Consider the following 14,180-nt stretch of genomic DNA (forward strand, 5'->3'; position numbering starts at 1 on the left):
CCGCCGCTACCAGCCGGGGTTCTGATCGCCAAATTTCAGGTTCTGTATCAGCTCGGATGTCGGTACCGGGAACAACAAAAATTTGGGCACGCTCACATTGAGTTCATTGGCATTAATGCCATTTCTGACGGACCATAATTTGGTATTATTATTATATGAAGGGTTTGATGTCAAAGCGGTATATTCGGGATAGCCGTCCAGCTTATTGTTGAGTCGGTGCAGAAACTGATATTCATACATGGTTACCGAATTGCCCAGCGGACTGGGCATACGGACCAGATCAAACCAGCGCTGGCCTTCCCCTACCAGCTCCAGTCCGCGATCGTCAAAAATTTTCATCCTGAAATTCACCTGATCCCCCGCTGACACCGCATCCAGATCAGCCGGAACTGAACGGGGTGTCCCATCCGCCTGTCTGGCGCGCGCCCTTACAGCATTGAAAGCGGCCAGCGCCTCTGTTGTAGGTCCACCATGAAGCTCATTTAAAGCCTCTGCCTTGATATAATAAATTTCCGCCAGCCGGATGACAAAAAAGTCATTGCCGTGGTTGCGCTGGTCCTTGCCATTCGGATCAATATATTTTCTGATGATGGGGTTGGGAATCGTGCGATTGTCTTCACCTGCAGGCACCACATTGGGATAGACATAGTAGGTATTATTACCTCCCCCGATGGATGATTGCCAGAAGGCACCTTCATTGCGGTAATCAAATTCCAGGCTGTCTGCGTCCCGGTAATCACCATCCCGGTAATAGTCGATAAACCAATGGTTGACAATATAAGTACCGTCGCCATTCTGGTTAGCCCCATTGGCTGATACATAACGCGTATTGGCCACATTGAACCTAAGGGCATATTCAGAACCGGCTGAAGGTTGTGCACGGTTGGTCGGATCGGTCTGAAACCGGATCCCGAAAATTACCTCATTATAAGCAAGGGCCTCCTTGCCGATATCAAAAAGATCGGCATAATTGCTGATCAACGAATATTGTCCACTGCTGATTACCGAGTCGGCGTAAGCGACCGCCTGGGTCATAGGCTCGCTGGCATCCTGCCCCTGTAGCACTAACTGGTCGCCATAAGTCAGATAAGCCTGTGCCAGCAGGGCCTGAGCAGCACCTTTGGTCGCGCGGCCCAATTCAGATACCGGCACGGCACTACTCAATGGTAGACGATCAGCCGCCATTGTAAAGTCTTCAAAAATCAGCGCATAAGTGGCGGCTATCGTGGCACGCGGCAGGTAATAATCACTGTTGATGGTGGTGGCTTCGGTACGGAGCGGCACACCGCCATACAAGCGCACCAGATAATAATAACAGAAAGCCCGCATAAAATACGCTTCGCCATAAGCCCTTTTTTCAAAATCTTCGTTCAACTCAATTTCATCCAGGGTCTGGATCAGTCCGTTTGCATTGGAAATCGTAAGGTAAAGACCGTTCCACATGGACGTCGTATTGGCAGGCGTCATGATCCGCTGCGCATAAGGCCCGTATTCGGAACCCTTGGTCGAAAAAAAATCGTCGGCACAGACCGTTAACATGATATGTCCCTGGAATTTAAACATACCCGGATCATTGAAGCGGGCGTACAATCCGGTAATCAACGCAGTCACATCCCCTTCCGTGGTGATCGTGGCTGGTGTGGGGCCATCTATAATGGTTTCATCCAGACTGCAGGATTGTATGGAGATTGCCAGTAAAAGCGGTAATATATACACTAAACTTTTTCGTCTCATCTTGGCGTAATTTTTTAATTAGGATAAAACTTTACAATTTCAACCGGCTGCCCGTCAGAACAATAATTTAAGCGAGGCAGAAAATGACCTGGCCTGACCCAGGGTACCCAGATCGATACCATTATTCAGGGAATTCTGTCCGAATGCATTGATATTAGGATCATAACCCGAGTACTGGGTGAGGGTAAACAAATTGGTTCCCGTCACCGAAATTTTTACATCTCCCAGCTTCATTTTTTTGGGAAGCGCGATCAGATAACCCAGGGTCAGGTTCTGCAGTCGCAGAAAGGAAGCATCTTCCACCATCCAATCCGGGAATCGCTGCTGCAACCTCACAGAATTCGTGGTTAGCGCAGGATACAGGTTACTGGTTCCTTCTCCATACCAGCGTCCCTCGTAAGCGTCCCGCATCTGGTTATGGCTGGTATTGGCATGGCCTGATCCGATAATCCAACGGTTCATGTTGAGTAATTGTGCGCCCTGGCTGCCAAATAATGTCATGCTGGCGGAAAACCTGCCCGTGCTCAGATCCAGAGAAAAGCCGTACGTAAAATCAGGTGTGGCATCGCCGATCACTGTCTTGTCGGCATCAGATATCAGGCCATCACCATTGGTATCAACATATCTGACCATCCCGGGTGTGATCGTAGACCTGGCATCGTCATTGGCCAGCGCCGGGTCATTGTCGATTTCCGCCTGGTTCTGGTAAATTCCATTGGTCTTATAACCGTAGAAAGAGGATACTGCATAACCAGGTATAGCGGCCGTTACCGCCTGACCCAGCACGTAGTTACCCGCCACGTAAAAATTCCGGCCGTAAATAATATTGGACTCACCCATACTTATAATCTTACTGGTCACTGGTGAAATATTGCCACTCAAATCAAGTGAAGTCTTCTTGCTTTTAAGGACATTGTACCGGGCCTCGATGTCTACCCCGGTATTGGTAACCTCGCCAACTTTGGTATAATAACTGCCATAACCTGCGGACACGGGCAACGAAAGATCGATCAGCAGATCCGTAGTAACCTTACGATAAAAATCAACCGTAAAATTCAGCCGGTCTTTTAAAAACCCAAGATCGATACCTCCATTATATTGTACCGTCCGTTCCCAGGTAAGATTGGGATTCTCAAAACGGCTGTTCACATAGCCGGTCTCAATATTGGAACCAATGGGATAAAAATTGAGCCCATAGGAAGCCTGGGATCCCCCGATGGCAATATTATCATTGCCGGCAACCCCTACGCTCGCACGCAGGCGAAGTGAGGACATTACCCCATTGCTTTTTATATTATCCCGGAAAAATTTTTCATTGGTGGCATTCCAGGAAGCACCCAGAGAAGGATAAAGCAACCATTTATGCCCCGGTGATAAACGGCTGGAACCGTCATACCGGCCTGTGGCCATAATAGAATACCGCCGGTCATAGGTATAGTTGATGCGACCGATAAAAGAGGACAGGGCCCTGCTCCGCAGGCCGTTATAGTACCGACCTGGATATGCAGCGGCTTCCATATTGCCGTATCCCAGGGTATTGGATGGAAAATCCATATTGATAACACTGGAAGAACGGTTGTACCATTGCTGCCAGGAAAAACCGCCCATGGCATTCAGGGAATGCTTCTTATTGAATATTTTTCGGAAGGTCAGGATATGATCGAGCACATAATTATAGTTATTATTATCGGATTCTGACGCATAACCATCAGGAGCCGTATCCCCCAGCCAGGTACCGGTAGGATAAAACAGGTTGCGGCGGGTGGTTATATCATTTACCCCGGCTTTGAACTGGTAGGTTAAGGAAGGCGTAATTTTATACTCGGCCGTAAAATTGGAAATAAAAGTCCGGATATTGGAATGATCTTTTGCAAAATTAATGAGGAGCAGTGGACTATTGGTCAGACTCATATCCAGTTCGTCATCATCTGCCCCTTCCTCAAACGGAATTTGCAGGGGATTGAAAGCCAGGGCACCCAGCACAGTGGTGCCGCTCAGGATACCGGTCCAGTTGGACTGACTTCCGAAATTACGCCGGGCATAGGACGCAAATGTTCTGAAGCTGATCTTGAGTTTGCTGCCAATATTACGGTCAAAATTCAGGCGGATGCTTCCCCTTTTATACCCCGCATTTTTAATAATACTCTGCATGTCGGCATAGTTCGCCGAGAGCAGATAGTTCCATTTCTTGGGCTCGTTTCCAGTTACAGAAAGATAATAATCCTGGGTCAGCGCATTCCGGTAAACCAGGTCCTGCCAGTTGGTATTGGGCATTTTTGCCACTGAATCCAGCTGGGCCTGGTTAAAGAGGGGTTCCCGGTCATCATTGACATAGGCTTCATTCCTATATAACATATATTCATAGCTGTCCAGCATTTCTATTTTTTTCGGCAACTGGCTGACATCAAACCGGGAGGTAAAGGAAATCCGGTCTTTAGCCCCCTTACCTGTCTTGGTCGTAATCAGGACCACGCCGTTAGCACCCCGGGAGCCGTAAATGGCGGTGGATGAGGCGTCTTTTAAGATTTCAATGGATTCAATATCATTCGGATTGATTGAAGCCAAGGGGTCGGCGGGAGGTGCATCTGCCGTTCCATCCAGACCAGACCCGGCATAAGCCGCGCTGAAGGAGGATTCGATGGGTTGACCGTCAATCACGATCAGGGGCTGGTTGCTTCCGGTCACCGAGGTCATTCCCCGGATATTAAAGGTGACCGCGCCTCCGGGTTCTCCGGAGTTCGTCACTATATTAACCCCTGATACCTTGCCTTGTAAAGCTTCAGTAAAGGAGGCTACTTTGGTTTCGTCGACATTCTCCATTTTAACCGAGGAAATCGAGCCGGTAACATCACTCTTTCGCAGCGTTCCATATCCCACAGTGATCACTTCTTCCAGGTCTGTCGCCGCCGTTACCAGCAACACTTCCAATGTGCTGCGGCCTCTCAACGGGATTTCCTGGCGGCTGTAGCCGACAAAACTTACGATCAATACATCATTGGGGGCCACGGTAATCGTAAAGCGGCCCTGATCATCCGTGGTCGTCGTTCTGCGTTTGCCCCTGATCTCGATATTGGCACCGGTTATCGGGCGGTTATCTGCGATGTCCTTTACGGTTCCAGTCAAAATTCTGGGCACCTGGGCCATAAGTTTTCCAGTAAATACGGACATCAGAAAACATAATAACAGCAGACTGAACCTGCCGCAAGCTTTCATTATCATAAATGCATATTATTAAATAACGCTATCGTAAAATAAATGAGTAAACAATGTGGTAAGCATTGGTTGCACCGAATGTATTGTCATAAGTGGCGAAGGGCTGTAATAAATGTATCTTTTCATGTCAATTTTGTATTTTCCTTCCAAATTCGCCGGAAAATGAGATTTAGTTATGAATATCTAATAGTCCACAAATATAGTAGACTTAATAAACTTTTAGTACATCCTGCCGGAAATTTTCCAGAATCCCGACAATTTTTAAAGAACCGGGGACAATTTTTACAGACAGACAACCCCGACTTTGATATCTTTAAGGCATGCTTGTTCGATATAGTTTAAGTCTCCTGCTCCTATGCCTTTTGTTTGCCGCTCCGGTTCAGAGCCAGCGCATTCAACAACCCAATATCATTTATATATTGGCAGATGACCTTGGATATAGTGAACTGGGTTGTTATGGTAACAGATTTAACGAAACACCTAATCTGGATAAAATGGCCGGGTCAGGAATGCGGTTTACCCGTTTCTATGCAGCAGCCCCTGTCTGTTCTCCCTATCGGGCAGCCCTGATGACCGGGCAATATCCGGCTCGTTTAAAAATTAACGATTACCTGCGACCCGATGCGGCCACCCACCTGCCTCTGGCTCATATAACGCTGGCAGAAATGCTGCAGGCCAATGGCTACCGGACCGGCATCGTCGGAAAATGGCATTTATCGGGTTATAAACGGGCGGGCGCTACCGAAGAAACCCTGCCGGACCAGCACGGTTTTGACGAAGTGATTGTCAGTGAGAATCGTGGCATTGCCGAAGGCGCTTATTTTTGGCCCTATTTCTGGAACCGGGAAATTACCAAAAAACTGCCGGGTGAACATGAATACCTGACAGACCGTCAGAACCAGGAAGCGGTCGACTTTATCGATCGAAATAAAAAAGCCCCTTTCTTTCTGTACCTGAGTCATTATGCCGTCCATACGGCCGTTCACGGCAAGCCCGAACTCGTGGAACATTTCCGCCGGAAAAAAGACGCCGGCACCAGCCCGTCTGGTAAAAGAAATCCGCAAAATGATCCTTACAAACCTTATGGCAATGATACCTGGGCCACCCATAATAATCCCCATCTGGCGGCCCAGTTAAAAGTCATTGACGATGGTGTAGGCATGATCTTAAAAAAACTGAAAGAAACCGGTCTGGACAAAAACACCATCATCATCTTTACCAGCGACAACGGCGGAGAAACCCGGATAACCTCCAATGCCCCGCTCAGGGGCGGCAAAAGTATGCTCTATGAAGGTGGCGTCAGCGAGCCCTTTATCATCTACGGGCCGGGAATCGCCCAGGGGGCAGTTTGTGAACAACCGCTGGTGAATTTTGACATATACCCTACTTTTATGGATCTGGTACATGCTTCCAAAAATAGCCAGCAATTGGACGGTTATTCGTTTAGCCGCCTGTTGAAAGATCCGAAACAGCCCATGCCCGACAGAAATTTTTACTGGCATTACCCCCTGGATCAACCTCATTTTCTTGGAGGCCGTTCGGCAGGCAGTATTATCCAGGGACAATGGAAACTAATCGATTTCTACGATGACGGTCATACGGAACTCTATAATCTGCAGACTGACCGCAGTGAAACCCGCGATCTGTCAGCTACACATCAGTCAATTGTAAAGAAACTCAAAGCAGCCTTAAACCGGTGGAAAAGCGAAGTTGGCGCTACCGACTAATAATTTTATACGCTTTTAATCTTTTAATATTTAATAAATATCCCATAATGCTCCTGAAATCCTGTTACCCCCTGATCTTTCTCGCCATGATCTGTTGCCTGGGCTGCCATCAGCAGGCAAATAAAACCCAACTTAGTTATAGTAATCCATTGGACGTGGCTTTCGGCGATCCCTATGTACTGCACTGCGGAGACGGTCAATATTATATGTATGGTACAGGTGGTGGGGCAAAAAAAGGATTTTCTGCTTATCGCTCGCGGGATCTGGTCAACTGGGAATCTGTTGGACAGGTTTATTATGGCAATAACGAAAACGGCTGGGGATTGGGTGATTATTGGGCACCGGAAGTATATGAACGTCAGGGTAAATATTATATGTTTTACAGTGCACAGTGGAAGGTCAACCCTAATCAGGAACAGGAAAATTTCAAGATCGGTGTAGCAGTAGCTGACCAGCCTACCGGCCCCTTTATCGATCTACATAACCGCCCCATCTTCGACCCCGGCTACCCTATTATCGATGCCAATCTCTGGTTCGAGCCTGATGGAAGAACTTTCATGTATTATTCCCGTTGCTGCTACAAACATCCAGTGGAAAGCGAAGTAGCATCCTGGGCCCGGGAGAAAGGCTGGTACCAGGAAATCGAAGAAAGCTGGGTGTATGGTGTAGAAATCAAACCCGACTTCAGCGGCGTCATCGGCGAACCTGTACTGCTCCTGCGTCCACCGGTCAAAATGGATGACCGCCAGTCCGAATGGGAAAGCCGGTCGGTTACCTCCCGCGAAGTAAACCGCCGCTGGACGGAAGGATCTTTTATCTTCAAAAACAAGGACAGATACTATATGATGTATTCCGCTAATTTCTTCGGCGGCGGCAACTATGCCGTGGGCTATGCAACGGCAACTTCACCGTTGGGTCCCTTTACCAAGGCTGCTAATAATCCGATTCTTGAAAAAAATACAGCCAGCGGCGGCATTGTTACCGGTACGGGCCATAATAGCGTCACCTGGTCACAGGATGGCAAAACCATGTATTGCGTTTATCATGGCCGAACCAGCAAAACAGGCAAAGAAAGGGTGGTTTTTATCGACAAGATGAACATCAATGCCAGAGGAGAGTTAACCGTCCAGGGACCGACTACCACACCACAAGCTTATCCCAAAATACATTAATACGACAGAACGTTTATGAGGACTTTTGATTAAAGGAAGGCTTCGATTACAATTTGACAAAATTGCTTATTTACCTGATTAAACTCTGCGGCTGCATTTCAATGTAGTGACAATCAGCTTAGACAAAAATAGTAAATAGTCTTAGGGCGATAAAGATTGCTGGTTGATTCGGATACCGCAGCAAACGTCTTCCGTTGATATACCATGATACGGGAATGGCAGATGTCTGACCAAGGGACCGGTTTTACCTTATACTACCTGGAAAAGTCTTCGATTGTGAGAAGCGACAAGAATTTTTTAGCGTGTGTTACTGCAATTCACTAAATCAGGGCATTTCCCCTTCACTCCTAAATCCATTTGTTCGATTGCGAATGATACGAAAAAGCCCCACCGATAAAAATGGGCGGGGATTGTATTTATTGCTTGCTTGTTCTACTTGTTTGAAAAACCCAGCGCTGCCAGGTCTTGCTTACCAAACCCTTTGAGGCTACCGGCATGCCGTCAGGGAGCCTCTCCTTCAACTTAAGGCGCCAGGGTTTTGGTGGAAATAGCTGCCTCATAATAAGGCGTATCAGCCACCCAATTACCGTTGGACTGTTCGATAGTGCCGGTTTTCTGCGTAAGACTCTCTACATGGATCAAACCGGTAGTACCTCCGGCAGTTTTAAACAGATAAACGCCCCCTGCCGCAATGGCTACAACTTCCTGGTTAGGCGTTCCCAAAGCCGTAATGGGTGCCGCATCTATCTGACTGATTGCCTGATAATCATCGCCTGTCAGATCGGTTGCTGCAAACCTGGCAGACTGCAATCCTTCTATGGTCAACAAACCATATTTGCTGCGTTGAGAAGGATCCACCAGGGAAGGCAGGGTATCGATACCAGGATTGATAATATCACCGAGCGAAAGCACAACGGCATCCTTGTATTCACTGCTACGGCGCATATATACACGACCATTCAACCAGCTGGCATAGTAAGGGCCGTAATAATTTTCGACCGTCTCTATTTGTACGGTATTGGAAAAGTAGACTGCGGGTGTTATTTTCACCACCAGGTTCTTCTCATAGGTCTGACCCAGGGTATCAGTAACCACGACTTTGATACAACGGTTCTCACTCAGGTCCGGAATGGTAAAACTGGCACTGACATGACTGGCAGCCTGCTCAAAAGACTGCGTCGTTCCATCAATCAGGGTATCCTGATTTCCAGTCTGTGCATCGGCACTGTAAATTTCAAAGGCGCTGATGATGCTACCGGTAGCCTTCACTTCAATTTTTGCAGTATACTGCGCCGCACCTTTACTGGTTTGCACAATATTGCTATCACCCACTTCCTGGAAACCAATGCTGATACCGGGTACATAATTTACTTCCTCGACGTTTTTCTCGCAGGCAACCATCAGCATTAATGCGCTCAGTAAACTCAGCAGGGAAATATAATTTTTCATATTTATCAGTTTAAAAAATAATTTGTATTTAATATCCGGGATTTTGATAAATCAATGGCGCATTGTTCACCTCGTCATTCGGCAGTGGCAACAAGTCCATACGCTCATTATAATTTCTGTTGTCCAGTTCCTGCCGCACATACTTTCCATTTTGTAGTGTGATACCGATGGCAGGTCGGTTCATGACCGTCTTGGCGATCTTCCATCTTCTGATATCAAAGAAACGATGTTCTTCAAAACATAATTCCACGCGTCGTTCTTTGCGGATCCGCTGACGCAGCGTCGCCTGGGTATAATCCGACGCCACCAGTGGTTGGGTAATACCGGCACGGGCTCTGATTCTGTTTAGCTGCTCCACTGCCAGCACTCGGGCGGTTGCATTGTCTTCTGCTTCATTAACCGCCTCTGCATAGTCCAGCAGTATTTCAGCATAACGCATCATGATAAAATTCATAGAAGTAGTACCTCCGTCACGATGGTCAATCCGATCATCGAGGTATTTAACCAGAAAATAGCCGCTACCCCAATTATGAGGTGTGGTAATGTTCACCTTGGCCGAACCTTTGTTGACGTTGGGCCAGATCGTGCCCTGGTGCATAATTGTCTGGTCAAATCGGGGATCACGATTTGCATAGGGGTTTTGTTCATCGTAACCCGACGCAGGATTGATAACAGGGCTGTTATCACCGTTATAGCCCAGGATCGGCTCTGAGCCATCGGCCATATCGTAGCAATCCACCAGCCACTGGGTAGGCACCGTTGTAAGCTCTTTGTTCACATTCCAGGGGTTGAAGGCCGGAAATAAATTATAGAGGTCATTATCCGATGCCCGAAGGTAGACCAGCATGTTCTCATCATTGACCCGCTCGTTAAAATAGCGTGTATAATTTTTATCCGGTTCTCCGGGCGCAAAATAGAGACTGTGAATATTATTATTATCCGCATACTCGATCAACTCCTGCGCCGCCGCAGCTGCCTGGGCCCAGCTTACCCCGGATTCCTGCTGGTATAACGGACTGGCGGCATATAAAAGTGTACGTGCTTTATAACCCATGGCCGCAGTCCGGGTAGCCCGGCCATAATCCGCACCGCTCCAACGATCAGGCAAAGCACCGGGCTGTGAAACGGCATCAAACTCACCGACGATAAAATCAACAGTAGCTTTCACGCTCTCTCTTTTAGTAGAATCAAAAGCAAAGGGATCAATCGGCCGGGTGGATATCACCAGCGGGCCAAACCAACGGAAAAGTTCATGATAATAGTAGGCCCGGAGAAAACGGGCCTGGTTGGCACTGCTCTTTTTCTCTTCATCGGTCATCGGGGACTGATCAATATTGGCCAGAAAAATATTGGCATTACGGATATTGCGATAGAAAAAACGCCAGGGATGGGTCAATACCACCGGATTGGTTGTCCCGGATATCGCCCCCGTGATATACTTCTGAATGCCAGGAGAAATACCGGCCGTACGGGTTGTGTTGCCCGCACCGTCATCGGTGGCGTTGTCCAGCATCGCCACCGTCACATTCATATTAAATAATACCGAAAAACTGCCGCTGTTATTGGCTACTTCTTCACGCATGTTTCCGTATAGATTGTACAAAGCCTTTCGGGTATTCTCTACATCAGAAAATACTTTCTCGTCGGTAAGCTCGTCCAGATCCGTACTGTCCAATAATCCTTCCTTATTGCAGCTAAAAAGAAGAGCGAGCATGAATATATAAAGAATCTTTTCCATTTGCTGATAGATTTAAAAGCCAACATTAACACCAAAATTGATCACGCGCTGTTGCGGATAGAACTGACCAACATTCCGGTCAGGACTGGACTCCGGATCGATCCGTTTTACCTCGTCCCATGTGATCAGGTTAAAGGCATTGGCGAAGAAACGAATCGAAGTCATAGGCACCCGTCTGTAGAGACGTTTGGGCATTGTATAACCCAATTGTACATTCTTCAGGCGCAGATAGCGACCATTGCGCAACCAGAAATCCGACAGATAATAGTTTTGATTATTACCATCGGCTTTTTGCAGGAAACGCGGATAAGTAGCCGAGGCGGCGGTCTCCGGTGTCCAGCGATTGACATGCTCTTCGTAATAATTCCCCCAGCTATTGTCCCAGCCGAGGTCACCGGCCATATAAACTGAACTGCGGGCCGCTCCCTGAAACAGCAGACTCAGGTCCACGCCTTTATAACTAATGCCAGCCGAAAAGGAGTAAGTAATCTCGGGGACCGTACTATACCCTATTGCAGACTGATCATTCTGATCGATAATTCCGTCCTGGTTAATATCCTTGTATTTGATATCACCTGGAGAAAGATTCGACAGACCGAATTGCTGAGGTGCCGCTGCAATCTGTTCATAAGACTGGAAAAATCCATCAAACAAATAGCCCATAAACTGGTCAATGGAACGCCCCGTGGACATCATATAATCGTAAGGCTGGCTGGACTCGCTCATTTCAATAATCTTATTACGTGCAAATGAGTAAATAGCTTTCATGAAATAATTGCCTTCTGTACCAAATGTATCCTGCCAGCCCAATTCCAATTCATAACCTTTATTGTCCACGACACCAATATTTTCGGGGGCCAGGCTGTTTACGCCCGCCGCAATCAGGTACTGCGCGGGAATCGTCAGAATATCGGTACGATGTTCCTTGAACAGATCTACATTCAGACTGAGCCGGCTGCGAAGCCAGCGGGTATCCAGACCCAGGTTGTACTTGGAAGCTGTCTCCCAGCGGATATTGTCATTGGCCAAACGCCCCTGTTGCAGCCCGGTAACGGCGGGATTCTGGGTCTCACCAAAAGAATAGGATGCGCCATTTTCATATGTGGATCGGTAATAATAGGAGAACCCACCCAGCTTATCGTTACCTACCTGACCGAAAGATCCCCTTAACTTAATAAAGTTCAACCAATCAGTTTTTGGCAGAAAAGATTCATTGGTCAATATCCAGCCAAAAGAAACCGAAGGAAATAACTGATATTGATGGCCTTTGGAAAAACGATTGGAACCGTTATAACCCGTATTGACTTCCAGCAGATACCTGTTGTCATAGTCATAGTTCAATCTACCGATCAGTGCCTGATAGACATGCGGTACATAAGAATACTGGCCACCGGGAACGGAATTGGAAATATAATTTCCCAGGACCACTGCCGAAATATTATGCTTGAGGCCAATCTTGGTTTTGTACCGCATGGCGAGTTCGATCCATTGCGCATAGGTAGCGGAGGTTTTTCCCGATCCCTGGTTCGGAAGTACACCAGCCAACCCCTGGAGATAAGAACTGTCCTCTGTATTAAAAGCATACAAATAGGGACGCCATTGCATGCCGCGCCAATTGCTCCAATCGACATCAAAAGCATACCGTCCGTCAACGGAAAGTCCCTTGAGCAGTTTTCGTAAATTATAGTTAAACGTAAAAGCCGTTTGCAGTTGATTGGAGAAATCGGACCTGAAACCAGTATTGGCGATCGTCACCAGCGGGTTTTGTCGCCACACACCTACGGCACCGCCAAAACTACCGTTGGGATTCATCAGCGGAAAAGCCTGGGGGGCATTCCGGTAAAAAGAAGCGAAAAGCCGTAGGTTCTCTGCCTTACTGGACAGGCCATCGTAAGTAGCAGGTCGGTTTTCCTTTTTGAACAGGTAGGACATGTTCACACCCAGTTTGAAATCTTCACTTAGGTTGATATCGATATTAGAGCGGGTTGTGATCCGTTGAAAATAATAAGCTGCATCATAATCCTTTTTTTGAAGCGCAGCATCTACTTCAGGTGACAAGTCAATGAGCTGCCGAAGAACGGGTGTTTCCCGCAGCGCATCAATATCGGCTTCAAACATCCCCTGCTGGTTAAAATATCCGGCAGAAACAAAATACTTGACGACTTTGTTCCCTCCCGAAATATTGATATTGTATTTCTGCTGCCGGCCGGGACGGGTAAAAGTTTCAATAAAATCATTGTCTGCATGGGTAAAGGGACTCAGGTGGGTCCGGTAGAGATAGTTGTCGTATTCGGCCACCGGAAAATTACTGGTATTGGAAATTATCGAAGGATCGAGCCCCATATTGACGGTTCCCTCACGCTGAAACAATGAAGTAGTTTCAGCATTCAGGGCCTTGGTCAGGCGATTGAAATGAGTGATACCATACTCCGCATTAAAATTTATTCTGGACTGGCCCTGCCGGCCTCTTTTGGTAGTCACCAGTACCACTCCATTAGCACCTCTTACACCGTATACCGCAGTGGCAGAAGCGTCTTTCAATATAGAAACACTCGCAATGTCTTCACTTTCTATCTGGGTGAAATCCCGCTCCACGCCATCGACCAATACCAGCGGTGCAGCATTATTAAATGTAGCCCTACCGCGGATAAATAAGGCTGCATCATCCTGCCCGGGTCGGCCACTGGTCTGCCGGGTAATCAAACCGGGCACCCGGCCGGTAAGTGCATTGGTAACGCTGGAAACGGGCACGCTTTTGAGCTCGGAAGCGCCAACATTCGATATGGCACCGGTTACAGATACTTTGCGTTGCGTACCATACCCCACTACCACCACCTGATCCAAATCTTTGGTAGTGCTCTTCAATTGTACATCGATTACAGTTTCCGAGCCGATATTAACCTGCTGATCGGCAAAACCGATCATCGAAAATAAAAGTACCCTGGATTCCCCTGGATCGAGTTGCAGTTCGTACTTCCCGTTTACATCCGCCATGGCAGCACTGGTTGCTCCCTGCTGTGCCACCGTAGCGCCACTCAGTGCTTTGCCGTCTTCATCTGTAACGGTACCACTGATCACCGTTTGCGCATCACAGTATCTGCCTAGGACCAATAGTAAGGTGAGTAATAATATTCTTCTCATAATCGT

At 47.5% G+C, this 14,180-nt stretch carries 7 protein-coding genes; 2 read left to right on the forward strand and 5 right to left on the reverse strand.

Annotated features, from left to right (window positions below; genetic code table 11):
• Nucleotides 1–6 precede the first annotated feature (6 nt).
• Both ACYVI9_RS13660 and ACYVI9_RS13665 read right to left on the reverse strand, forming a co-directional pair.
• On the reverse strand, nt 7–1,734 hold the full coding sequence (locus ACYVI9_RS13660) for a RagB/SusD family nutrient uptake outer membrane protein (RefSeq protein WP_460765305.1): 1,728 nt from the start codon (nt 1,732–1,734) through the stop codon (nt 7–9).
• A 54-nt stretch (nt 1,735–1,788) separates the two neighbouring features.
• Nucleotides 1,789–4,953 (reverse strand): SusC/RagA family TonB-linked outer membrane protein, encoded by a 3,165-nt coding sequence (locus tag ACYVI9_RS13665; protein WP_460765307.1) that lies wholly within the window; start codon nt 4,951–4,953, stop codon nt 1,789–1,791.
• 314 nt (nt 4,954–5,267) lie between these two features.
• On the opposite strand from ACYVI9_RS13665, the gene ACYVI9_RS13670 reads away from it, so the two are divergent.
• Both ACYVI9_RS13670 and ACYVI9_RS13675 read left to right on the forward strand, forming a co-directional pair.
• Nucleotides 5,268–6,674 (forward strand): sulfatase, encoded by a 1,407-nt coding sequence (locus ACYVI9_RS13670; protein WP_460765309.1) that lies wholly within the window; start codon nt 5,268–5,270, stop codon nt 6,672–6,674.
• Nucleotides 6,675–6,721: 47 nt separating this feature from the next.
• Complete coding sequence (locus ACYVI9_RS13675; RefSeq protein WP_460765311.1) at nt 6,722–7,846, forward strand: glycoside hydrolase family 43 protein; 1,125 nt, start codon at nt 6,722–6,724, stop codon at nt 7,844–7,846.
• 522 nt (nt 7,847–8,368) lie between these two features.
• On the opposite strand, the gene ACYVI9_RS13680 is transcribed toward ACYVI9_RS13675, so the two are convergent.
• From ACYVI9_RS13680 to ACYVI9_RS13690, 3 genes are read right to left on the reverse strand one after another with little or no spacing between them, the layout of a single operon-like run.
• The gene (locus ACYVI9_RS13680) at nt 8,369–9,295 is read right to left on the reverse strand and encodes a hypothetical protein (RefSeq protein WP_460765313.1); all 927 of its coding nucleotides are present in this window, start codon (nt 9,293–9,295) and stop codon (nt 8,369–8,371) included.
• A 28-nt stretch (nt 9,296–9,323) separates the two neighbouring features.
• Entirely contained in the window at nt 9,324–11,033 is a 1,710-nt protein-coding gene (locus ACYVI9_RS13685; RefSeq protein WP_460765315.1) for a RagB/SusD family nutrient uptake outer membrane protein, read from the reverse strand.
• Between the two features lie 12 nt (nt 11,034–11,045).
• Nucleotides 11,046–14,174, reverse strand: coding sequence for a SusC/RagA family TonB-linked outer membrane protein (locus tag ACYVI9_RS13690; protein WP_460765317.1), 3,129 nt, complete (start codon nt 14,172–14,174; stop codon nt 11,046–11,048).
• Between the last annotated feature and the right edge of the window lie 6 nt (nt 14,175–14,180).

The organism is Niabella terrae, assembly GCF_054783135.1.